The 22,379-nt window shown below is 66.0% G+C and carries 21 protein-coding genes; 7 read left to right on the forward strand and 14 right to left on the reverse strand.

Annotated features, from left to right (window positions below):
* Positions 1-91: 91 nt before the first annotated feature.
* Both ABIC75_RS03850 and ABIC75_RS03855 read left to right on the forward strand, forming a co-directional pair.
* The gene (locus ABIC75_RS03850; RefSeq protein ID WP_354012526.1) at positions 92-1,300 is read left to right on the forward strand and encodes a glycosyltransferase family 4 protein; all 1,209 of its coding nucleotides are present in this window, start codon (positions 92-94) and stop codon (positions 1,298-1,300) included.
* A gap of 186 nt (positions 1,301-1,486) precedes the next feature.
* Positions 1,487-2,059: a phosphatase PAP2 family protein gene (locus tag ABIC75_RS03855; RefSeq protein WP_354012527.1), complete on the forward strand. Its 573-nt coding sequence runs from the start codon at positions 1,487-1,489 to the stop codon at positions 2,057-2,059.
* Positions 2,060-2,564: 505 nt separating this feature from the next.
* On the opposite strand, the gene accD is transcribed toward ABIC75_RS03855, so the two are convergent.
* The 3 genes from accD to trpB are packed head-to-tail and all read right to left on the reverse strand — an operon-like array spanning position 2,565 to position 5,497.
* Complete coding sequence (gene accD, locus ABIC75_RS03860) at positions 2,565-3,437, reverse strand: acetyl-CoA carboxylase, carboxyltransferase subunit beta (RefSeq protein WP_354012528.1); 873 nt, start codon at positions 3,435-3,437, stop codon at positions 2,565-2,567.
* A 54-nt stretch (positions 3,438-3,491) separates the two neighbouring features.
* Positions 3,492-4,292, reverse strand: a complete 801-nt coding sequence (gene trpA / locus ABIC75_RS03865) for a tryptophan synthase subunit alpha (RefSeq protein WP_354012529.1) — start codon at positions 4,290-4,292, stop codon at positions 3,492-3,494.
* Positions 4,289-5,497 (reverse strand): tryptophan synthase subunit beta, encoded by a 1,209-nt coding sequence (gene trpB, locus ABIC75_RS03870; protein ID WP_354012530.1) that lies wholly within the window; start codon positions 5,495-5,497, stop codon positions 4,289-4,291. Before trpB ends, trpA begins: the two co-directional genes overlap by 4 nt.
* A 109-nt stretch (positions 5,498-5,606) precedes the next feature.
* Between trpB and ABIC75_RS03875 the strand changes: the two genes are divergently transcribed.
* Positions 5,607-6,503, forward strand: coding sequence for a LysR family transcriptional regulator (locus tag ABIC75_RS03875; protein WP_354012531.1), 897 nt, complete (start codon positions 5,607-5,609; stop codon positions 6,501-6,503).
* A 445-nt stretch (positions 6,504-6,948) separates the two neighbouring features.
* On the opposite strand, the gene ABIC75_RS03880 is transcribed toward ABIC75_RS03875, so the two are convergent.
* The 10 genes from ABIC75_RS03880 to prmB all read right to left on the reverse strand — a co-directional run bounded on the left by ABIC75_RS03880 (position 6,949) and on the right by prmB (position 17,162).
* A complete protein-coding gene (locus ABIC75_RS03880) occupies positions 6,949-7,953 on the reverse strand; it encodes a cupin-like domain-containing protein (protein ID WP_354012532.1) in 1,005 nt (334 codons plus the stop codon).
* Between the two features lie 50 nt (positions 7,954-8,003).
* A complete protein-coding gene (locus tag ABIC75_RS03885) occupies positions 8,004-8,633 on the reverse strand; it encodes a phosphoribosylanthranilate isomerase (protein ID WP_354012533.1) in 630 nt (209 codons plus the stop codon).
* Positions 8,630-9,397 (reverse strand): tRNA pseudouridine(38-40) synthase TruA, encoded by a 768-nt coding sequence (gene truA, locus ABIC75_RS03890; protein WP_354012534.1) that lies wholly within the window; start codon positions 9,395-9,397, stop codon positions 8,630-8,632. Before truA ends, ABIC75_RS03885 begins: the two co-directional genes overlap by 4 nt.
* Before the next feature lie 104 nt (positions 9,398-9,501).
* Complete coding sequence (locus ABIC75_RS03895) at positions 9,502-11,856, reverse strand: FimV/HubP family polar landmark protein (protein ID WP_354012535.1); 2,355 nt, start codon at positions 11,854-11,856, stop codon at positions 9,502-9,504.
* Positions 11,857-12,038: 182 nt separating this feature from the next.
* On the reverse strand, positions 12,039-12,329 hold the full coding sequence (locus ABIC75_RS03900) for a hypothetical protein (protein WP_354012536.1): 291 nt from the start codon (positions 12,327-12,329) through the stop codon (positions 12,039-12,041).
* Positions 12,329-13,357 (reverse strand): aspartate-semialdehyde dehydrogenase, encoded by a 1,029-nt coding sequence (locus tag ABIC75_RS03905; protein ID WP_354012537.1) that lies wholly within the window; start codon positions 13,355-13,357, stop codon positions 12,329-12,331. The genes ABIC75_RS03900 and ABIC75_RS03905 overlap by 1 nt, the downstream gene beginning before the upstream one ends.
* A gap of 113 nt (positions 13,358-13,470) precedes the next feature.
* A complete protein-coding gene (locus tag ABIC75_RS03910; protein WP_354012538.1) occupies positions 13,471-14,490 on the reverse strand; it encodes a 2-hydroxyacid dehydrogenase in 1,020 nt (339 codons plus the stop codon).
* 49 nt (positions 14,491-14,539) lie between these two features.
* Positions 14,540-15,628 (reverse strand): chorismate synthase, encoded by a 1,089-nt coding sequence (gene aroC, locus ABIC75_RS03915; RefSeq protein ID WP_354012539.1) that lies wholly within the window; start codon positions 15,626-15,628, stop codon positions 14,540-14,542.
* A gap of 34 nt (positions 15,629-15,662) precedes the next feature.
* Complete coding sequence (locus ABIC75_RS03920; RefSeq protein WP_354012540.1) at positions 15,663-16,229, reverse strand: GNAT family N-acetyltransferase; 567 nt, start codon at positions 16,227-16,229, stop codon at positions 15,663-15,665.
* A 6-nt stretch (positions 16,230-16,235) separates the two neighbouring features.
* The gene (gene prmB, locus ABIC75_RS03925; protein WP_354012541.1) at positions 16,236-17,162 is read right to left on the reverse strand and encodes a 50S ribosomal protein L3 N(5)-glutamine methyltransferase; all 927 of its coding nucleotides are present in this window, start codon (positions 17,160-17,162) and stop codon (positions 16,236-16,238) included.
* 226 nt (positions 17,163-17,388) lie between these two features.
* Between prmB and asd the strand changes: the two genes are divergently transcribed.
* Positions 17,389-18,234, forward strand: coding sequence for an archaetidylserine decarboxylase (gene asd, locus ABIC75_RS03930; RefSeq protein ID WP_354013062.1), 846 nt, complete (start codon positions 17,389-17,391; stop codon positions 18,232-18,234).
* Between the two features lie 144 nt (positions 18,235-18,378).
* Positions 18,379-18,813: a hypothetical protein gene (locus ABIC75_RS03935; RefSeq protein ID WP_354012542.1), complete on the forward strand. Its 435-nt coding sequence runs from the start codon at positions 18,379-18,381 to the stop codon at positions 18,811-18,813.
* 211 nt (positions 18,814-19,024) lie between these two features.
* Here the strand turns inward: ABIC75_RS03935 and ABIC75_RS03940 are convergent, their stop codons facing one another.
* Positions 19,025-20,533, reverse strand: coding sequence for a transglycosylase SLT domain-containing protein (locus ABIC75_RS03940; protein WP_354012543.1), 1,509 nt, complete (start codon positions 20,531-20,533; stop codon positions 19,025-19,027).
* Positions 20,534-20,699: 166 nt separating this feature from the next.
* Between ABIC75_RS03940 and ABIC75_RS03945 the strand changes: the two genes are divergently transcribed.
* A complete protein-coding gene (locus ABIC75_RS03945) occupies positions 20,700-22,205 on the forward strand; it encodes a helicase HerA-like domain-containing protein (protein WP_354012544.1) in 1,506 nt (501 codons plus the stop codon).
* A gap of 2 nt (positions 22,206-22,207) precedes the next feature.
* Positions 22,208-22,369 carry a hypothetical protein gene (locus ABIC75_RS03950; RefSeq protein ID WP_354012545.1) on the forward strand — a complete coding sequence of 54 codons (162 nt, stop codon included), beginning with the start codon at positions 22,208-22,210 and terminating at the stop codon, positions 22,367-22,369.
* Positions 22,370-22,379: the final 10 nt, after the last annotated feature.

Here is a 22,379-nt window from a genome sequence, read left to right on the forward strand (position 1 = left end):
GTGGTTGCCGTCATGCGGGCGTCATGCATACGCCACGACCCCGCAACGCCGCCAGAGGAATCTGCACCGGGCCAGCCAACGGTAACTCCCAGTGCGCATCGGCATTGTCAGCGAAACCTATCCACCCGAAATCAACGGCGTGGCATTGACCGTGCACAGCCTCGCCGCCGGACTGGCGTCGCAAGGGCATACGGTCGACCTGATCCGTCCCCGCCAGCAGCAACCCTTCAAGGACGAGCCCGGCATCGTCGCGCTGGAAGTGCGCGGCGCCTCCCTGCCCCGCTATCCCGGCCTGCGCTTCGGCCTGCCTGCGGGCGGCACGCTGCGCGACCGCTGGACGCGCCTGCGCCCCGACGCGATCTACGTGGCGACGGAAGGCCCGCTGGGTTGGTCCGCGGTACGCGCCGCCAAACGCCTGGGTATTCCCACCGCCACCGGCTTCCACACGCGCTTCGATGCCTACGCCGATCACTACGGCGTGGGCTTCCTCACGCCCATCGTGCGCAACTACCTGCGCAACTTCCATCGCCGCGCCGCCGCCACGCTGGTGCCGACGGAGGCGCTCGCCAACGAACTCACTGCACTGGGCGTAGACACCGCGCGCCTGCTGCGACGCGCCGTGGATACGCAGCTGTTCCACCCGCGCCATCGCACTGCCGCGTTGCGCGACGCCTGGAACGTGGACGGCAACACGCCCGTCGTGTTGTATGTGGGCCGCATCGCGCCGGAAAAGAACCTCGACCTTGCCGTGCGCGCCTTCCGCGCCGTGCAGCAGCAGGTGCCGAAAGCGAAATACGTGTGGGTGGGCGATGGCCCGGCGCGTGCAGCGCTGCAGGAAGCCAATCCCGATTTCATCTTTGCCGGCATGCAGCGCGGCGATGCGCTGGCGCAGCACTACGCCAGTGCCGACCTGTTTCCGTTCCCGAGCCTGAGCGAAACCTTCGGCAACGTGATTCTCGAAGCCCTGGCCTCGGGGCTGCCGGTGGTCGCCTATGAAGAAGGCGCTGCACGCGAGCACCTGCACACCGGGCAGAACGGCTATCGCATCGATGCCGGCGACGAACGGAGCTTCATCGAATCCACCGTCATGCTCGCTTCCAACGCCAGCCTGATCCGCCACATGGGCCGTGCCGCGCACGCGAGCATCGCCAATCTCTCACCCGACGCTGTCATCAACGAGTTCGAGCACCTGTTGCGTGAACTAGGGCGGGATGGCACCAACGAAATGGCCCGCGCCGAATCTGTTTGCGCGCAGGCCAAGGAAGAACGAGGGCGTGTATGTCGATACACAACCGAGTGATGACGCGGGCATGCGCGCAAACAGATTCGGCCCTTCGGGTTGCCTCTCCCGTAGCCACAAGCGGTAGCGCGACGCTCGAACAGGCGCCCAGCCTGCACTGCGCGCCGCGCTACAGCCTGTGGCTACGGGAGAGGCAACGCGGACCATTTCGTTGGTGTCATCCCGCCCTCACCAAGGAGAATGCGCATGAGCACCATGCCGCCACTGCACACGCCTGAACTGCCTGCAGGCCCTCGCTTCGCCATCGACCGGCGCATGTGCGTCGCCGCCAACCGCTGGGGCACGCGACGCGCCGTCGGCGTGTTCTTCGGCGTCATCAGCCGGCTCGGCGATGGCGTGTTCTGGTATTCATTGATGGCCGTGCTCGCCCTGGTCGACGGACGCCGTGGCCTGCTGGCTGCCGCGCAGATGGCTCTTACCGGCCTCACCGCGCTGCTGCTCTATCGCCTGCTCAAGCGCTGGACGCGCCGCCCCCGCCCGTTCCGCGCCTGCCCCGGCGTGATTGCCCACGTGCCGCCGCTGGACGAGTTCAGCTTCCCCTCGGGGCATACGCTGCAGGCCGTTAGCTTCACCATCGTCGCGCTGGCCTGGTATCCGTTGCTCGCGCCGCTGCTGCTCACGTTCACGGCCCTGGTGGGCGCGTCGCGCGTGATCCTTGGGCTGCATTACCCGAGCGACGTGATTGCCGCCACGGTGATCGGCAGTGCGCTGGGTGCGCTGTCGCTGTGGGTGCTGCCGCTGCACGTGCTGGTGGCGTAACGCTAGACGAGGCGCGCACACAACGCGCTGTCGAATCGCTGCGCATTTGTGCATCACTGCGTCGCCATCGCTTTGGCATCAGTGAGATAGGCAACCTATCCACAAGCTTTTCCCGCATGCATCCACATTGGCTGTGGAAAACCGACATGCAAGGTGTCGGGCGCGCTGCTTACTTCTTGATCATGGCGTAACGATCGCCTTGTGCAGCAAGCAGTTGCGATGCTTGTCCACAGGTTTGCTCCACATACATCCACAAACGCTGTGGAAAACATCGCTGCCACTGGGCAAAACATCAGCACGATGTCGCAAACCGTTGTCGGCAAACACGGTTCGCGGGGTTGTCCACAGGCTTATGCAGCAGCTATCCACGCGAGCTGTGGAAAACAGGGAGCCTGATTACGCCGCCAGCACTCTTGCGCGTAACACATGGCGCAATGGAGCGCATCGCGCACAAAAAAACAGCGCCACGCGGGCGCTGTTTTTCTTGAGCGACGCAACGCACCGCTTATGCGACGCGCGGCGCCTTCATCATGATGCCCAGCAGATCGGCCAGCTTGTCGCGCATCTCGCGGCGGTCGACGATGAGGTCGATGGCGCCGTGCTCCACCAGGAATTCCGAACGCTGGAAGCCTTCCGGCAGCGTTTCGCGCACGGTCTGCTCGATCACGCGCGGGCCGGCGAAACCGATCAGCGCCTTGGGCTCGGCCACGTTGATGTCGCCCAGCATGCCTAAGCTCGCCGACACGCCGCCGGTGGTGGGATGCGTCAGCACGCTGATGTAGGGCACGCCGGCATCGCGCATGCGCGCCAGCGCGGCCGAGGTCTTGGCCATCTGCATCAGCGAGAACAGCGACTCCTGCATGCGCGCGCCACCCGTGGCGGAGAAGCACACGAGAGCGCTGCGCTCGGCCAGCGCGCGTTCGGCGGCGCGGGTGAACTTCTCGCCCACCACCGAGCCCATCGAACCGCCCATGTAGCTGAACTCGAAGGCCACGGCCATCAGCGGACGGCCCTTGAGGCGACCGCTCATGGCGATCAGCGCGTCCTTCTCGCCGGTGGACTTCTGCGCCGCGATGATGCGGTCGCGGTACTTCTTGGAATCACGGAACTTGAGCGGGTCGCTCGGCTCCATGCTGGCCCAGTGCTCCTGCATCGAGCCCGGATCGAGGAAGGCATCAAGGCGAGCGCGCGCCTCGATGGTGTGGTGATGTCCACACTTGGGGCAGACCATCAGGTTGCGTTCCAGCTCCGGACGGTACAGCACCGTGCCGCAGCCACCGCACTTCTCCCACACGCCTTCCGGCACCTTGCCCTTGCCGGCGTTGCCGGTGGCTTCCGTGCGAGCACGGGGGGTCATGATTTTCTGGAGCCAGTTCATCGCAACACCTCAAACGTTCATGACGCGACGCCGCGTCACGAACGCAGCGTGTCCTCAATGCGCATCCAGCGCGGCGCGGATGGGCGCCAGGAAATCCTTCGCCCGCACGGTGATGTCATCGACACCTTCCGCACCGGCCAGCCGCTCTACCAGCGCACTGCCGATCACCACCGCATCCGCGAAGCCGGCGATGGCCTTGGCCGACTGCGCATCGCGCACGCCAAAACCCACGGCCACCGGCGCCTTCGACTTCGACCGGATCTCGGCCACGCGGGCAGCGATGTCGCCAGTGCTCAATCGTGCCGCGCCCGTGATGCCGGCGAACGAGACATAGTACAGGAAACCCTGGGCGGACCCGCACAGCTGCACCATACGCGCGGGTGCGGTGGTGGGTGCCGCCAGCAGGATCTGCTGCAGGCCGGCCGCTCGCAGAGGCGCCAGCACGGCCGATTCCTCCAGCGGGCAATCCACCACGAGCACGCCATCCACGCCGGCCTTCACGGCCTCGCTGGCAAAGCGCTCGTAACCGTGGATTTCGATCGGGTTGAGATAGCCCATCAACACGATGGGCGTGTCGTTGTCGCGTTGGCGGAACGCGGCCACCCAATCCAGTACATCGGTGAGGCCCACGCCTTTTTCAATGGCGCGCTCGCTGGCGTGCTGGATCACCGGGCCATCGGCCATGGGATCGGAGAACGGCACGCCCAGTTCGATCACGTCGGCGCCGGCATCCACCAGCGCATGCATCAGCGCCACGGCGTGTTCGGGCGACGGATCACCCGCAGTCACGAAGGGAATGAGGCCCGTGCGGCCATCGGCCTTCAACTGGGCAAAGCGGCGATCGATGCGGCTCATACCTGCACTCCTTCGCGTGCGGCGATGGTGTGAACGTCCTTGTCGCCTCGACCGGACAGGTTGCACAGCACCAGGCCGTCCTTCGGGTATTCGCGCGCCAGTTTGATCGCCTGCGCCACGGCATGGCTCGATTCCAGCGCGGCGAGTATGCCTTCGGTGCGCGCCAGCAGATGGAACGCTTCGAGTGCCTCGTCGTCGGTGACGCCCACGTATTCCGCGCGACCGGCATCTTTCAGGAACGCGTGCTCGGGGCCCACGCCGGGATAGTCCAGTCCGGCGGAGACCGAGTGCGTTTCGGTGATCTGCCCGTCGTCGTCGCACAACACGTAGGTGCGATTGCCGTGCAATACGCCAGGTCGACCGGCTGCCAGCGACGCGGCGTGATGTCCGGTCGCCATGCCCTCGCCCGCCGCTTCCGCGCCGACGATGCGCACGCCTTCGTCATTGAGGAACGCATGGAACAGGCCGATGGCGTTGGAACCGCCGCCCACGCAAGCGGTGAGCACGTCCGGCAGTCGACCAAATTGTTCCAGCACCTGCGCGCGCGCCTCGCGGCCCACAATGGCGTTGAAGTCGCGCACCATCAGCGGATACGGATGCGGGCCGGCCACGGTGCCGATGATGTAGAACGTATCGGCCACGTTGGTGACCCAGTCGCGCATCGCTTCGTTGAGCGCGTCCTTGAGGGTCTTCGAACCGGACGTCACCGGCACCACGTCCGCGCCGAGCAGCTTCATGCGGTAGACGTTGATCTTCTGGCGCTCGATGTCCACCGCGCCCATGTACACCACGCACTTGAGGCCGAAGCGCGCCGCCACCGTGGCGCTGGCCACGCCGTGCTGGCCGGCGCCGGTTTCCGCGATGATGCGCGGCTTGCCCATGCGCTTGGCCACCAGTGCCTGGCCGATGGTGTTGTTGATCTTGTGCGCGCCCGTGTGGTTCAGGTCCTCGCGCTTGAGCAGGATGCGCGCGCCGCCCACGTGCTGGCTCAACCGCTCGGCGTAGTACACGGGGCTGGGGCGGCCCACGTAGTACTTCAGGTCACGATCCAGTTCGGCGATGAACTCGGGATCCTTGCGCAGCCGCAGGTAGGCCTCGGTGAGTTCGGCCAGCGGCGCCATCAGGGTTTCGGCAACGTAGCTGCCGCCGTAATTGCCGAAGCGCCCGTGTTCGTCGGGATAGGCGCTGAAGTCGATCTTGCTCATGGAAGGCACTCGGGAAAGTCACAGAAAGACACCGCCCAACCTACCCGAAAGCAGCCGTGGCAAAAAGCGATATGATGGCTACGACTCGTCAGTAAAACTCACAGGTGCCATGCCCCGTGCCCTGCCCTCGCTGAACGCCCTGCTGGCCTTCGAAGCGGCTGCCCGCCTGGGCAGCGTGAGCCGCGCAGCGAGCGAGTTGCATGTCACCCACGGCGCCGTGAGCCGGCACATTCGCGCACTGGAAGAAGACCTGCGCACCTCGCTGTTCCAGCGCCAGGGGCGCGGCCTCGTGCTCACGCCCGCCGGCCAGCGCCTGCGCGATACCAGCACGGCCGCGTTCGCCCAATTGCGCGACACCTGCGACGAGCTGCGCGTCGGAACCGCGCACGCACCATTCGTTCTGGGATGTCCGGTGAGCCTGCTCGCCCGCTGGATGATTCCCCGCCTCGAACGCCTGATGGAAGAACTGCCGGACCTCGATCTGCATCTGCGCCCGCAGGAAACCGCCTTCGATGAATCGCTGGGCGGACTCGATGCCGCCATCATGGCAGGCGAGCCACCGTGGCCAAACGGTTGGCGGGTGTATCCGCTGGCGAGCGAACGCATCGGCCCCGTGGCCAGCCCGGGTTTTGCCAAGGCCCATCCATTCGCCGGCAGCCGGCCACAGGACATCGAAGAGCAAACCCTGCTGCACACGCAATCGCGTCCGGATGCATGGGGCCTTTGGGCAGAGAGCGTCGGCCTGCCCGCCAAGCGACTGACACTGGGACAGGGTTACCCGCACCTCTATCACATGATCGAAGCCGCCGTGGCGGGACGTGGACTCGCCATCGCCCCGGCGCAACTGGTGGCGGGTGACCTTGCATCCGGACGCCTGGTGGCGCCGTGGGGATTCCACGATGTACGCCCGCAATGGGTGTTGGCGACGTCCGCACGCGCCGCCGATGCGCGGGTCGAGCCGCTTGCCGAATGGCTGAAGGCCGCCTTCGCCGAACAAGGCAGCTGATCGGCGCTGTGCATTTGCGCATCAACGCGTAGCGACTTCTTTCGCGTCAGTGGGATAGCACACCTATCCACAAGCTTCTCCCGCAGGCATCCACATGCGCTGTGGAAAACTTGCGCGCGGCACGCATGCGGATAGGCGAAAGCGATGCACGACATTGAGCAATCGCGCATCAACGCGTCGCGACCTCTTTGCGGTCAAGCAGATAGGACACTTGTCCACAAGCTTTGCCTGCCTGCATCCACATTCGCTGTGGAAAACACGCGTGCATCGACGGCGCATGCATGTCGACGCACTGCGCATTTCTGCAGCAGTGCGTCAGGATGTGTTTGCCATCAGGCAGATAGCACACCTATCCACAAGCTTTTACCGGATGCATCCACATTCACTGTGGACAACACCGCGCGCAGCGCGCGAATCGCGCGAGAACGCGAACTCGAACTCGAACTCACAGATACTGGCGAATGCGTTCGAGCAACTTGCGCGATTGTTCCTCGTCGAGCTCGCCCAGCCAGCCGCGACGGCCCTCGGGAATGTGCGCCGCCGGGTCTTCGTCGTTGAACACGTAGTAGTCGAGCAGCTCGCGCCAGGCCGCGCGCTCTGCCGGCGGCAACGACTTGAACAGCAGGATGCAATGCAGCAGGCCGCCCAGGCGCGTATTGGGCGCGAGCCCCGTGCCGTGCGCCTTCTTCCACCAGTAGTTCACCAGCGCGTTGAGCCTGCCGAGCGAGGCCACGTGATGCCACCACATCGGCGGGATATAGATGGCATCGCCCGGTTCGAGCTCCGCCGCCTGCGCATGCGCCATGGCTTCCTGCAAACGCGGATAGCGCGGATCGTCGAGGCGATCGAGACGCGCCATGCTGATGGCGGCGCCGGTGGGCGCGAAGTCCAGCGGACCGATATAGAGGTTGCGCACCTGTTCCGGCGGAAACAGCGTGAAACGGCGCACGCCGCACGCCACGCAGGCGATATTGTGGTACTCGTCGAAATGCGCCGGTGTGGTGACGCGGTTGCCGATCCACAGACGCGGCGTTACCGACGCATCGAGCAGCGGCAAGGCGTGATGTTCGAGCAGACCCGGCAGGCAGTTGGCGATGGGTGCGCTCTGCAAGGCAATGCCGGGCGCGTTCGCGGCATCGGCAAATTGCAGCAGCCGCTGCAGCGCCTGCGTGACCGACGCGCGGTGATGCTCGAAATTGAACGCCTCCGCTTCGCCGCGATAACCCACCACGCCCTCCGCTTCAGGCGGCATCAGCAGCGCGTCGACCGGCGCCCCGTTGTCGGCTGCCATCAATTGCGCAGCAAAGGACTGGTCCGACTCGCGCGCCGCCTTGACCAGCGGCCAGTGATTGACCAATCCGCGAATGACGAGCGGCCTGTCGCCTCCAACGATGGTGTCCAGCGCATCGGGCTGGCCTTCATAGTGGAATGTTTCGATCGGGGCGGGCATGCGAAACCTGGGCGGACAGACCAGTAGCCATGCTAGCAGCGGGCCGACGTCTACAGACCCTGGCCGTCCGTTTGGCGAACCGCTGCGATGAAGTCCGCCAGCTTCTGCGAATCCTTGATGCCCGGCGCCGACTCGATGCCGCTGGCCACATCCACGCCCCACGGCGTGGCGATGCGAATGGCCTCGGCGACATTGGCCGGCGTAAGGCCGCCGGCGAGAATCAAGGGCTGCGTGACATCGCGCGGCATCAGCGACCAATCGAACGCCTTGCCGCTGCCACCGGCTTCGCCGAGGCCGTGACCATCCAGCAGGAGTCCCGACGCTCCCGGGTAGCGGAGGAGGCTGGGCAAGTCGGCGGCGCCTTCGCCCATGGCAATGGCCTTGAGATAGCGGCGACCGAACTGCGCGCACCAGTCGTCGGATTCGGCGCCGTGGAATTGCAGCAGGTCCGGCTGGATCGCGTCGATGGCTTCGCGAACGAACGCGGCATCGTCGTCCATCAGGAGCACGACGGCACTGACGAACGGTGGCAACGCCCGCACGATGGCTTGCGCCTGCGCGATGGTGACGCGCCGCTTGCTGCGCGCCGTCAGCACCACGCCGATGGCGTCGGCGCCGAGACGTGCGGCGAGCAAGGCGTCCTCGATGCGGGTCATGCCGCAACACTTGATGCGCGTCATCGCGTCACCTCCGCCGGCAATCCCCATTGCGCCTCGTAGCGTGGACCGAGAAAGGTGAGGCCCGAAGCCGGCGCGGTAGGACCGGCCACCTCGCGACTGCGCCCTTCGAGCAGCTCGTGCATCCAGTGCACCGGCTGTTCGCCTCGACCGATCGGCAGCAACGAACCGACGATGTTGCGCACCATGTGGTGCAGGAAGGCGTTGGCCTCGATCTCGATGATGACCTGCTCGTCTTCGCGCCGCACGCTTACCGCCAGCACTTCGCGACGCGCATGGGCGGCCTGGCACGAAATGGCGCGGAATGCGCTGAAGTCGTGCTCACCCATCAGCGCTTGCGCAGCAGCGTGCATGCGCTCGGCGTCGAGCGGCAGGCGCTCCCAGGTGACGTAGCGCGCATCCAGTGCAGCACGCACCTGGCGATTGAGGATGCGATAGCGATAGCGGCGGCTGCGCGCGGAGAACCGCGCATGGAAGGTCGGATCGACCCGCTGCGCCCACAGCACGGCGACCGTACCCGGCAGGTTGGACGATGCGCCGAGCGTCCAGCCGCGCATGTCGCGCTCCACCTCGGTATCGAAATGCACCACCTGGCAACGGCCGTGCACGCCGGCATCGGTGCGCCCGGCGCAGGTCACTTCCACCGGGTGCGCCGCAACGAACGACAGCGCGCGTTCCAGCGCGCCCTGCACGGTCTCGCCGTGGGTCAGCCGCTGCCAGCCGGAAAATTCGGTGCCGTCGTATTCGATACCCAGGGCAATGCGCATGAAAACCAGTAAAGCAGCCAACAGAAGCGCAAAGGTTAGCAGGCCCAAACGCACACGGGCCGGCAAAGGCCGGCCCGTGCGGGATATCGCTCAGAAAACGAGGATCAGCGGATGCTTTCCAGCAGGCGCTTGGCCACGTCCTTCTGCATCTGCGTGCCTTCGTGCATCACTTCTTCCAGCATCGCCTGGGCGCCGTCCGGGTCGCCCATGTCGAGGTAGGCGCGGGCCAGGTCGAGCTTGGTGTCCACCGGATCGTCGGTGAAGTGGCCGCCCAGCTCGTGGCTGAGGCCATGGTCGGCTTCGTGCTCCAGGCCGTGGTCCAGGCTGTGCGCGTGCTGTCCTTCCGTCACCGTCTCGGCTTCGGGCTCCTCGAAGTGCCAGCTGGACGCCGAGGCATCGAGCTCTTCTTCCTTCGCGGTCGAGGCCGGCGCACTGGCCGATGCCTGCGACGGACGCGGGGTCAGGTCGAAGTCGAAGTGATAGCCGCTGACCTTCGGCGCGTGCTGCACCGAGGGCGTGGGAATGGGCGGGATGTCCTCGTGATCCTTGGCGTAGTTGCCGAGGTCGAACTGGTCCAGCGCCTCGTGTTCGTCCTCGTCATGGCGGGGCGCCACGTAGCCATGGGCGAACAGCGGGTGTTCCGGCACCAGGTCTTCGCCCATGTGCAGCACATCCACCCACTCCGGCTGCTGCTCGTCGCTGATGTGGGCGTGCATGGCTTCGGCCGCGGCTTCGAAATGATCGACGTCGCGACGGCTGTAATACAGGCTCACCAACTCCAGGTGCAGGCCGATGTCGTCCGGGTGCTCGGCGAGCTGATCGAGCAGTTCGTCCTGATCGGGGTCGGCGCTGGCGCCACCGCCATGGGGAACGGTCCCGAAGCGGTCGGCCAGCGACGATGCGCTCGCCGCCGCAGGCTCCACCGACTTGCGGCTACGGCCACGCAGGGCGGCCAGCAGGCCGAGCACGATGACGGCGGCGCCGGCACCCCATGCCCAGGTCTGCATGAACCACGGTTCTTCTTCGGCCACCGGCGCGGGCTTTGCAGCCATCGGCTTGGCAGGCGTCGGCTTGGCGGCAGCCACCGGCGCGGAGCTGGCGTGTGCCGGGGCGCTGGTGCTGGCAGCAGCCGGGGTGGCGGCGGCCGTGGCCGGCGCACTGGACGCAGCCGCAGGCGTGGCCGGCTCGCTGGCCTTGACCACCGTCTCGGCTTCGGCGGACTTCACCGACGCCGCCTTGGCGGGCGCGGAGGCCGCCGCAGCCGGCTGTCCGCTTGCCTTGCGGGCGTCGGCCAGCTTGTGCTGCAGCTCGGCGATCTCGTTGTCCTTGAGGGACAGGAGGCGCTCGTTCTTGCTGTTGATGTCTTCCAGGTCCTTCAGGCGCGACTTCAGCTCGTCACCCTGCTTGGTGAGCGAGGTGAGGGCTTCCTGGCTGCGCAGGAGGTCCTGGTGCAACGCGGCCATGCCCTTCTCGGCAGCGGCCTTGTCGCCCTTGCCACCACGACCGGCGGCATTGTCCGAGCCTTCCTTCGCGGGAACCAGGGCCAGGTGATCGCCGGCGGCACCGCCGGTGGCCGGCGCCGAGCTGGCGTTGGCACGTGTGCCGGCGTCGGCGACCGTGGTCGGCGTGCGGGCGGCACCCGAGCGCCAGTCGCTGTTCTGGCGGCGGACTTCGGCCACGGCAGCGGCGGCGGTCATGGCCTGGGCGTCTTCCTTGGACGGCACGCGCAGCACGGCGCCGCTCTTCAGGGCGTTGATGTTGTCGCGGTAGAAGGCGTCCGGGTTGGCGGTCTTCAGGGCCACCAGCATCTGGTTCATGTCCACGCCGGCCGGCGCGGTCTCATGGGCGATGGCCGAAAGGGTCTGGCCCTGCTCCACCGTGATGCTGCCATTGGCGGCCACGCGCGGTGCCGGCGCGGGCCTGGCCGGCTTGGCTTCGGGGGCCGGAGCCGGGGCGGCAGCCGTCGATTCGGTGCTGGTCGCGGCCGGCGGGGTGGCCGCGGCGCGACGGGAGGACTTGCCCGAGGACTGCGTCGGTGCGCGGGTGGCCGGCACGCTGGCCACGGCGCTGCCCGGCGGGTCGAGCAGGATGGTGAATTCGCGCAGGCTCTTGCCCGATGCGTTGTTCACTTCGACCAGCAGGTCGAGATAGGGATCGTTGACTGGGGCGGAGCTGGTGATGCGGATCACCTTCTTGCCGTTGGCGCCGTCCACCACGGCGAACGAAAGGGGAATCGTGGGACCGGCCGCGACGCCGGCCTGGGCCGCGTCCTCGGAGGAAGCCAGCCGGGCCGTGAGATTCTCCAGCTCGGCCGCATTGGCGGGATTGAGCGGAATTTCGGCCAGCAGCGGCTGCCCGAGGGCCGATTTCACCTGGATCTGCCCCAGTTCCAGCGCGGCTGCCTGGCTGCTGCCGAGGGCAAGCGCCAGCAGCATCGACAGCTTCAACGAACGATTCATCGTGTTTCCCCCGAACGACCCCGTGACGTTTTCTTATGGCATGCCGCGAAACGGCAGCGCCTGCAACGAGGCGTCACTTTAGTTAGATACAAGCCAATCAACAATAGCGTTGATCAGTATTTACAGCACTTTGCTGGCGTTTGTTCTCGTTGGACGGCGGCCCCGGGGGCCGCCGCCTGCCCTCAGTGCCCGGTTGGCTGAGGCGTGGCTTTCGCGGCCTTCAGCTGGGCCTGCAGTTCGGCGATGGTCTGGTCCTGCTGCTTGAGCTTGGCATCGGTGTCGTGCGACTTCGATTCCTCGCGCGCCACGTCGCCCTGTAGCTGCTTGAGCTGCGCCTGCTGCTTCTCGATGGCCTGGTCGAGCTGCTTCTGGTCGGCCGCCTGGCCGGCAGGCGACGTCGACGGCTGTGCCGCCCGGGCAGGTACCGCGAACACCAATGCACACATCACCAACCCGGTCAGCACATGCTTCATTACAGATAGTCCTTGATCAGAAGTTCTGCGATTTGAACGGCGTTGAGCGCCGCACCCTTGCGGATGTTGTCCGCGACGATCCACATATCCAGGCCGCGCTCGTGCGAGATGTCCTCGCGGATGCGCCCCACGAACACCGGGTCCTGCCCTGCGGCATCGCCCACCGGCGTCGGGTAGCCGCCCGCCTTGCGCTCGTCCATCACCACCACGCCTTCGGCGTTTTCCAGCAGCTCGCGCGCCTGCTCGGCGCTGATCTTCTCGCGCGTCTCCACGTGCACCGCTTCGGCGTGGCCGTAGAACACCGGCACGCGCACCGCCGTGGGATTCACCTGGATGGTGGGGTCTTCCAGAATCTTGCGCGTCTCCCACACCATCTTCATTTCTTCCTTGGTGTAGCCGTTGGGCTGGAAGTCGTCGATGTGCGGAATCACGTTGAACGCGATCTGCTTGGAGAATTTCTTCACTTCCACGTCCTGGAAGCTGAGCAGCGCGGAGGTCTGCTTGCCCAGTTCTTCCATGCCGCTGCGGCCGGCGCCGGACACCGACTGATACGTGGCCACGTTGATGCGCTCGATGCCCGCTGCGCGATGGATGGGCGCCAGCGCCACCAGCATCTGCATGGTCGAGCAGTTCGGGTTGGCGATGATGCCGCGCGTGGTGTATTCGGCGATGGCGTGCGGGTTCACTTCGCTCACCACCAGCGGAATGTCGTCCTGGTAGCGGTATTCGGAGGTGTTGTCGATCACCACCGCGCCCGCCGCTGCGGCACGGGGCGCATGCTCGCGGCTCACCGAACCGCCGGCCGAGAAGAATGCGATGTCGACGCCGTCGAAATCGTAGTCCGCAAGGTTCTGCACGGTGATCTGTTTGCCGTCGAAGGTGATTTTCTCGCCGGCGGAACGCTCGCTCGCCAGCGGCACCAGCTCGCTGACGGGGAATTCGCGCTCGGCAAGAATCGCCAGCAGGGTCTCACCCACGGCGCCCGTTGCGCCGACCATTGCCACCTTGTAGCTGCTCTTCTTGCTCATGTCCCGTAATCAGGTAGGAGGAATCGGAAAACCGCTCCGGCCTCCGCATCAAGCGGAAATCTAGCCGGGGCAGCGCGCAAAACAACCTGCGACACGCCTGGGCGTGAATGTCATCACGCTTTATGTGCGGAGCCGCGTATCAGAACCGCCGGATTGAGCGCCGTGGGCGGTTTTCCCGCCGCCTCGCCAAACCCAAGCGCTGCGATCACATTGTCTGCCGCTAGGTTAGCCATCGCCCGGCGGGTTTCTTCGCTGGCGCTGGCGATATGCGGGCTGAGCACGGCGTTGTCGAGCGTCAGCAGGTCCGGATGAACCATCGGCTCGCCCTCGAACACGTCCAGCCCCGCCGCGGCCAGCTTACCTTCACGCAGGGCAAGCGCGAGCGCGGCATCGTCGACGATGCCGCCACGGGCGATGTTCACCAGCACCGCGGAGGGCTTCATCTGGGCCAGCTCGGGCGCGCCGATGGCGTGGCGGTTCTCCGGCGTGAACGGCAGCACCAGCACGAGGTAATCGACCTGGCGCAGCAGTTCGGACTTGCTCACCAGCGTGGCCTGGCACTCGCGCTCCACCATTTCGGGCAGGCGCGAGCGGTTGTGATACAGCACGCGCATGTCAAAGCCGGCTGCGCGACGCGCAATGCCCTGTCCGATGCGACCCATGCCAAGGATGCCGAGCGTGCGGCCGTGCACGGGCAAGCCCAGCCAGTCGTCGAAACGCATGTTGCTGCCAGGCCACTGCCCTGCCCGCAGCCAGCGCTCGGCGGCGCTGACGCGACGAGCGGCCGCGAGCATCAGCGCCCAGGCGTAATCGGCCACACTCTCGTTGAGCACGTCCGGCGTATTGCTGGCCACGATGCCGGCGCGGGTCAGCGCGTCCAGGTCGAGGTTGTTGTAGCCCACGCCAAGGTTCGCGACCACCTTGAGACGCGTGTTGCCCTCCAGCACCGCCGCATCGATGCGATCGGCCAGGCCCACCACCGCGCCATCGACGCCGGCCAGCTTCCGCTTCAGCTCGTCCGCCGAATGGCGATGCTCGACCGCTTCCGCGTCGACGTCGAAGTGTTCGGCCAAGCGGGCCAGTACATCGGGAAACAGCGGGCGCGATACCCAGACTTTCGGTTTGGCAGTCATCAACGTCTACTTCGTCGTTCCGGGCCGGCCGCGAGCGGACCGGCCGATATCAGGGAATGCGGGGAAGAACCTCACCCACGTCGCCGCACTGGGCACGATGCCGGAGCGCGTGGTCCATCAACACCAGCGCCATCATCGCCTCGGCGATGGGCGTGGCGCGGATGCCGACGCAGGGGTCATGGCGGCCCTTGGTCACAACATCGACCGACTCGCCGGCCAGGTTCACGCTGTGGCCGGGAATGAGGATGCTCGACGTGGGCTTGAGAGCAATCGAGGCCAGCACTTCCTGCCCCGTGCTGATGCCGCCGAGAATGCCGCCCGCGTGATTGGACGCAAAGCCGTCCATCGCCATTTCGTCGCGATGCTGGCTGCCGTGTTGGGACACGACACTGAAACCATCGCCGATCTCCACGCCCTTCACCGCGTTGATCGACATCAGCGCGGAGGCCAGATCGCCATCGAGCTTGCCGTAGATCGGCTCGCCCCAGCCCGGCGGCACGCCATCGGCCACCACGTTCACGCGCGCACCGACGGAATCGCCGGACTTGCGCAGCGCATCCATGTACGACTCCAGCGTGGACACTTCATGCGCGTCCGGCCAGAAGAACGGATTCTGCTCGACGACGTTCCAGTCGAACGAGCCCGGCGTGATCTCGCCGATCTGCGCAAGATAACCGCGCACGCGGACGCCGTAGCGTTCGGCCAGCCACTTCTTCGCGATCACCGCTGCCGCCACGCGCATGGTGGTTTCACGCGCCGAGGAACGGCCGCCACCGCGCGGATCGCGGATGCCGTATTTCTGCCAGTAGGTGTAGTCGGCGTGGCCAGGACGAAACGTCTGGGCAATGTCGCCGTAGTCCTTGCTGCGTTGATCCGTATTGCGAATCAGCAAGGCGATGGGCGTGCCGGTGGTCTTGCCCTCGTACACGCCGGAGAGGATTTCCACCTCGTCCGCCTCGCGGCGCTGCGAGGTGTGGCGACTCTTGCCGGTGGCGCGACGATCGAGATCGGTGCGGAATTCTTCCGCGCTGATCGACAGGCCCGGCGGGCATCCATCGATCACGCAGCCGATGGCCGGGCCATGGCTTTCGCCGAACGTGGTGACGGTGAACAGTTTGCCGAAGGAGTTGCTGGACACGAGGCGGGGTCGTCTGCGGAATAACCCTCACAGCTTAGCGCGATGCAGCAAATCCTGCGCCCTTGGCGCCGATCTCGCGCCATTCGCGCGCCAGCAAGGCGAACACCACGTCGTCGACCCATTCGCCGCGGAAGAGCAGGCTCTCGCGAAAATGCGCTTCCTGGCGCATGCCCAGCGCCTTCAGCAGGGCCATGCTCGACGCGTTGCGTGGATCGACCGAGGCATGCACGCGATGGATATCCAACCCGCCGAACAGCCCGTCGAACAACGCGCCCACCGCTTCGCGCGCCAGGCCATGGCCCTGTGCGTCCGGCGCCAACGTGACGCCGAACTCCGCCTGCCCGTCCTCCGACAGGCACAGGCCCAGATCGCCGATCAATGTTGGTTCGCCATGGCGACGGATGGCGCGCTGAAACCATTCACCGGGCGACGGAACGGCGATGCCTGATTGGTTACGGATGAAACCCTCGGCGTCGGCGAGTGATGCCGGGCGCCAACCCTGGTAACGCGAAACCTCAGGATCAGATCGATAGCCAAACAACGCGGCCGCATCGCCTTCGCGCAGTGCATCGATGCGCAGCCGCGCCGTGGTCAGCTCCATGACTGCTCAGCGCCCCTGACGCGCCTTGGCCGCCGCGCGAATCGCTTCGGCGTGCTCGATCAGGTCGCGACGCTCCAGCGCAAACACGCCCATCGCGCCCACCTTGAACTCGATCCACACGAACGGGACTTCCGGCAGCAACTCCACCAACTGGCGCTCGCTCTCGCCCACTTCCACGATCAGCAGGCCGTCTTCCGTGAGGTAGTCGGCCGCTTCGTCGAGCATGCGCACGCAGATGTCCAGGCCGTCCTCGCCCGAGGTCAGGCCAAGCTTGGGCTCGTGGCTGTACTCGCCCGGCAGTGCGGCGTATTCGTCTTCGGTGACGTACGGCGGGTTCGACACGATGAGGTCGTAACGGCGGCCCTTCAGGCCGTTGAACAGATCCGACTTCACCGCCTCGACGCGGCCTTCCACGTGCTGGAACGCAATGTTCTCGCGCGCCAGCGACAGCGCATCGTCGCTGATGTCGACGATGTCGACCTGCCATTCCGGGTTGTACTCGGCCATGGCGATGCCGATGCAGCCCGAGCCCGTGCAAAGGTCCAGCGCGCGCTCCACGTGGCGATGATCCAGCCATGGCTGGAAGCCCGACTCGATCAGTTCGGCGATGGGCGAGCGCGGCACCAGGGCGCGGCGGTCGCTCTTGAACTTCAGGCCTGCGAACCAGGTTTCGCCCACGAGGTAGGCCACCGGCAGGCGCTCGCTGACGCGGCGCTCGATCAGCGCCAGCACGCGCTCGCGCTCTTCCGTGGTCAAGCGGCCGGCGCCATAGGCCGGCGGGATGTCCGGCGGCAAATGCAGGCTGGCCAGCACCAGATGGGTCGCCTCGTCGATGGGGTTGTCGTGGCTGTGCCCAAAGGTGAGCCCGGCCGCCGAAAACCGGCTGGCGCCGTAGCGGATGAAGTCGATGATGGAGGCGAGTTCGTGGGTCACGGCGGGCACATGGGCGTGAAGGGGTCGCACAGTATAGCGGGTGTGCCCTGGTTCGCCCGGAAGAACGCTTTGCCCGAGGCTTTAGCTCGTCATTCCCGCGAAGGCGGGAATCCAGCGTCGTTGCTTGGGCGTGGAAAAGGCACTGGATTCCCGCCTTCGCGGGAATGACGAGCACGGCATGGACGACCGGTGCGTATTCGCCCTCGGCTTCATTCATACTTGCGCGATGACCTTCAACGTACTCCTGCAATACATCCTGCCCCACCGCGCGCTGTCGCGAGTGGTCTACTGGGCCACGCGCTGGACGTTCAAGCCGTGGAAGAACTTCCTGATCAGCACCATCGTGCGCAACTATCAGGTGAACATGGCCGAGGCCGCGCAGCCCGATGCGCTGGCCTACCAGCACTTCAATGCGTTCTTCACGCGCAAGCTGCGACCCGATGCGCGCCGTGCGGATGCCGACCCGAAGGCGCTGCTCTCGCCGGCCGACGGCAAGATCAGCCAGATGGGCAAGATCGTGGACGGCCGCATTTTCCAGGCCAAGGGACAGGAATACACCGCTGCCGAACTGCTGGGTGACGACGCCAGCGCCGTGCCTTATCGCAACGGTCGTTTCGCCACCATCTATCTGTCGCCGCGTGACTATCACCGCGTGCACATGCCGCTCAAAGGCACGCTGAAGGAAACCGTGCATGTGCCCGGGCGCATCTTCAGCGTGGCGCCGTTCGCCGTGGAAGCGATTCCGCGCCTGTTCGCGCGCAACGAGCGACTGGTCTGCCACTTCGAGGGCGAGCACGGTCCGTTCGTGGTGGTGATGGTGGGAGCCATCCTGGTGTCCAGCGTGGCCACCGTGTGGGACGGGCTGGTGATTCCGCCGTATGCCTCGTCGATCCGCCGCAAGTCCTTCGTGGGCCAGAACATTACGCTGGAACGCTTTGCCGAAATGGCCCGCTTCAACATGGGTTCCACGGTGATCATGTTGTTCCCCGAGGGCATGGCCGAGTTGGACACGTTGGCCTCACAGCAGCCCGTGCAGGTCGGCCAGCGCCTGGGCACGCAGCTCAAGGGGTGAGCGGTCGCGTCAAGGATTTGACGCGACGAGTGACGCATTTCGTCGTTTTGTGACCTTTTTGGCTCATTGCCTTTGCCGGGCGCGGGTAAGCTCCCCGCTCGGCGACGCCCTGCGCGAGCGCCATCCCCCGACCGAGGACCGCCGATGCGCATCGTCACCCGACTCATCGCCATGAACCGCAGCCGCCAGCTCGCCAAGCAGCTTCGCGAGATCGAGCGCCAGATCCACGCCCTGCCCAAGCGCAGCCGCGCGCGCCTGGGCACCATGGCATTGCGTGAAATCGGCCAGGCATCGCGCAGCGACTTCCCGCACCTCTACGGCACGCCGCCGGAAGAGCGTTATCTGCCCTGGGGCCAGGGCACCGACATCGGCCTGGCCCGCGCCCGTTCGGACAACGCAGAGATCGCCATGCGCGGCATCGCGCTCTGGCTGGCCGTGGCCTACCACGAGACCAAGAACACCCCGCATCCGAGCATGCAGCCGCATCACCGCGACCTGATGCGCCTTCTGCGTGGGCTGAAGGAAGACCATCGCGAAGACCCGATGCAGTCATGGATGCAGACGCCCGCAGCCGCCTGAGTCACCGGAGCCCTCGACACCCGCCGCTCGTCATTCCGGCGCAGGCCGGAATCCAGCGGCGGCGACGTTAGCGTGTCGCGATAGCGGGTCACGCTTTTGGGTGACGCGAAAACTCGAAATCGCCGCTACTGGATTCCGGCCTGCGCCGGAATGACGAGCAAAAAAAACGCCGCCCTTTGAAAGGCGGCGTTTTTTCGTTACGGCATCAAACTCAGCGACAGGTCGGCAACCTGAGCACCTGCCCCGGCTTGATCTGGTGATGCTTGAGGTCATTCATCTCCGACACCTCCTGCACGGAGGAACAACCCACCTTGCTGACGATGCTGGTCAGCGTATCGCCGCGCTTGACGGTGTAATTGCGCGTGCGCGACGTGCTGGCGCCGCGCGACGACGCGGCCGGCGGCGGTGATGGCGACGACGGCACAACGGGGATCACCGCCGTGTGCAGGTCGTTCGCAAGGATCGGCCAGGGGCCACTGGTGCAACGCGCTTCGTACGGCTTCTCCAGCACCTTGGGCACCATGATGCGCACGCCCGTCGACTGGCTCACCTGCGGGTCGAGTCGCGGATTGAGATTGCGCAGCGTGCGGAACCAGCCGTCCTGCATGCCACCGGCGGAACCGAGGCAAACGGTGAGCTCGGTGAGCGACGCAGGACGCTTCAGCACGATGCTGCCCTGCGCGCCGTCCACGTGCGGGAAGCGCAGGTTGTAGCTCTCCGGATGCAGGAACAGCCACGCGGCTGCCAGCACGGAAGGCACGTAGTCACGCGTTTCCTGCGAGAGCTGGTTGTAGATGGTCGGGTCGTACAAGCTCACCGTGGTGTTGTCGCCCACGAGGCGGCGCATGCGGCCCTCGCCGCCGTTGTACGCGGCCAGGGTGAGTTCGAGATTGTTGTTGAAGGCCTTGAGCTGCTCGTCCATGTACTCCGCGTTGGCGCGCGCGGACTCGGCAGGATCGAAGCGCGAGTCGAAACCGTCTTCGGTATTGAGGCCAAAGCGAATGCCCGTGGCATACATGAATTGCAGCGGGCCCGCCGCACCGGAGCGCGACACCGCGTGCACCTTGCCACCCGATTCCTTCGCCAGGATGCCGAACAGCAACGCTTCGGGCAGATCCTGCTTCTGGTATTCGGGCCACATCTGGTAACGCAGGAACTGATAGTTGACGTAGGCATCCATCAGGTTGCCGCGCCACTGTGTGAGCCACATCTCCAGCGCCGCCTTCACGGGGCCGTTCATCGCGATGAGCTGCGAGAGTTGCTGGCCGCGCAGCAAGGTCACGCTGCGCTGGGCCTCGGGCAGGCTCGCGGCACCGGTCTTGCCAGCATCGCTGCCTTCGGGCAGATCGTCGCCCATGCTGCCCATGTCGTCGCCCAGGTCGAAGTTGCCATCCTTCAAGCGCAACAGACGATCAAAGGCCGAGAAGAAGCGTTGCGGATCGCAGCCGGGCGTCGAGGGGCAATGCGCGGAAGCGTTCTGGAGCTGATCCAGCGCCGTGGTGAGCGTTTGCTGCGAGGCCTGCGCGTTGCCTGCGCGCGCCTGGGTAAGCGCCGTCTCATAACCCTTGCTGGCCTGGTCCAGCTGCGCGTAGAGCTGATTAGCCTGGGGCGTGGGGGTGGCGGGCTTGGTACCACCACTACTGGAGCAGGCGGCGACCAACATCATGGCGCCAGCCAGAGGTGCCACGCGCAGCGAACGGGAAAAGGCGGGAAAAACCATGGACGACGTCACTGCCAGACCGAAAGCGCGACCTTACTGCGCGCAGCGGTGTCGACTCAACCGAAAAGAACGCCGTGACGCGCGGGCGCATGCCGTCGTGTTCGCGTGAAGGCGCAAGATCGTGCCGGCTCGCTACAATCGTTCCGCACCCAACGGATGGAACGCCATGACTGAGATTCTGATCGGCCGCAACGACGACACCAGCGTGAGCCTGGACCCGCGCTACGGCAATCGCCACGGCATGATCGCGGGCGCCACCGGCACCGGCAAATCGGTCTCGCTGATGGTGTTGGCCGAAGGCTTCTCGAAACTCGGCGTGCCCTGCTTCCTCGCCGACGCCAAGGGCGACCTGGCCGGCCTGTCGATGGCCGCGGCCGAACCGGGCGAGAAGCTCAAGGCACGCCTGGACAAGCTCCATCTCAACGACTGGAAGCCGCAGGCGAACCCGGTCATTTTCTGGGACATCTACGGCAGGCTCGGCCATCCCGTGCGCGCCACCATCAGCGAGATGGGCCCGACGCTGCTCGGCCGCATCCTGGAACTCAACGACACGCAGGAAGGCGTGCTCGAAGTGATCTTCAAGGTGGCCGACGACCAAGGCTGGCTGTTGCTCGATCTGCCCGACCTGCGCGCCCTGCTCGGCTTCGCCAGCGAAAACGCCAAGGACATCTCCACGCATTACGGCCTGATCAGCACGCAGAGCATTGCCGCGATCCAGCGCGCGGTGCTCAAGCTGGAACAGGATGGCGCTGACCAGTTCTTCGGCGAGCCCGCGCTGGAGCTGGCCGACCTGATGCGCCAGGACATGAGCGGACGCGGCGTGATCAACGTGCTCGCGGCCGACCAGCTCATCCTCAAGCCGCGCCTGTATTCCACCTTCCTGCTGTGGCTGCTGTCGGAACTGTTCGAACAATTGCCCGAAGTGGGCGACCTCGATCAGCCGAAGCTGGTGTTCTTCTTCGACGAGGCGCACCTGTTGTTCGACGACGCGCCGCCGGCGTTGCTGCAGCGCGTGGAGCAGGTGGTGCGCCTGATCCGCTCCAAGGGCGTGGGAGTGTACTTCTGCTCGCAGAACCCGGACGACGTGCCTGGCAACATCCTGGGCCAACTCGGCAACCGCGTGCAGCATGCGTTGCGTGCGTTCACGCCACGCGACCAGAAAGCGGTGCGCGCCGCTGCCGAAACCTTCGTGGCCAATCCGAAGATCAACGTGAGCGAAGCCATCACGCAGCTTGCCGTGGGCGAGGCATTGGCATCGACGCTGCGCGACGGTGGCGTGCCTTCGCCCGTGGAGCGCGTGATGGTGACCGCCCCCACGGCACGCATCGGCGCGATCACCGACACGGAGCGCGCCACGGTGCGCCAACGCTCACCGGTGGGCGGCAAGTACGACACGGCCGTGAATCGCGAATCGGCCGCGGAAATCCTGGCCAAGCGCGCGGCGGAAAAAGCCGCCGATCCGCAGGTGATCGCCAAGCAGGCGCCCGCAGGCGCGGCCACTCAGCAAGGCGCCGGCTGGACGGATGCCGCGAAGGAAATCCTGCTTGGCACCAACCGTCGCCAGGGCATGATCGAGGCGATGGCCAAGTCGGCCGTGCGCGCCGCGGGTTCGCGCCTGGGCCAGCAAATCGTACGCGGCGTGCTGGGCGGCATCTTCGGCGGGAAGCGCTGACGATGTCGAACGTGCGCGTGGTGGCGATGATGCTGGTCGTCGTGCTGGTCGTGCTCATGGTGCTCTTTGCCAATGGCTCGATGGGTCGGTTCCTCTGTCGCCGCTTCAGCCATGGCTGGCTGGAAAACCACGGCTTCATCGCCTGTTATCCGCGTGGGCCGTGACGACGTCGCC

Origin of the sequence: Dyella japonica, assembly GCF_040545895.1 — a bacterium.
In the GTDB taxonomy this organism is placed as follows: domain Bacteria; phylum Pseudomonadota; class Gammaproteobacteria; order Xanthomonadales; family Rhodanobacteraceae; genus Dyella; species Dyella japonica_D.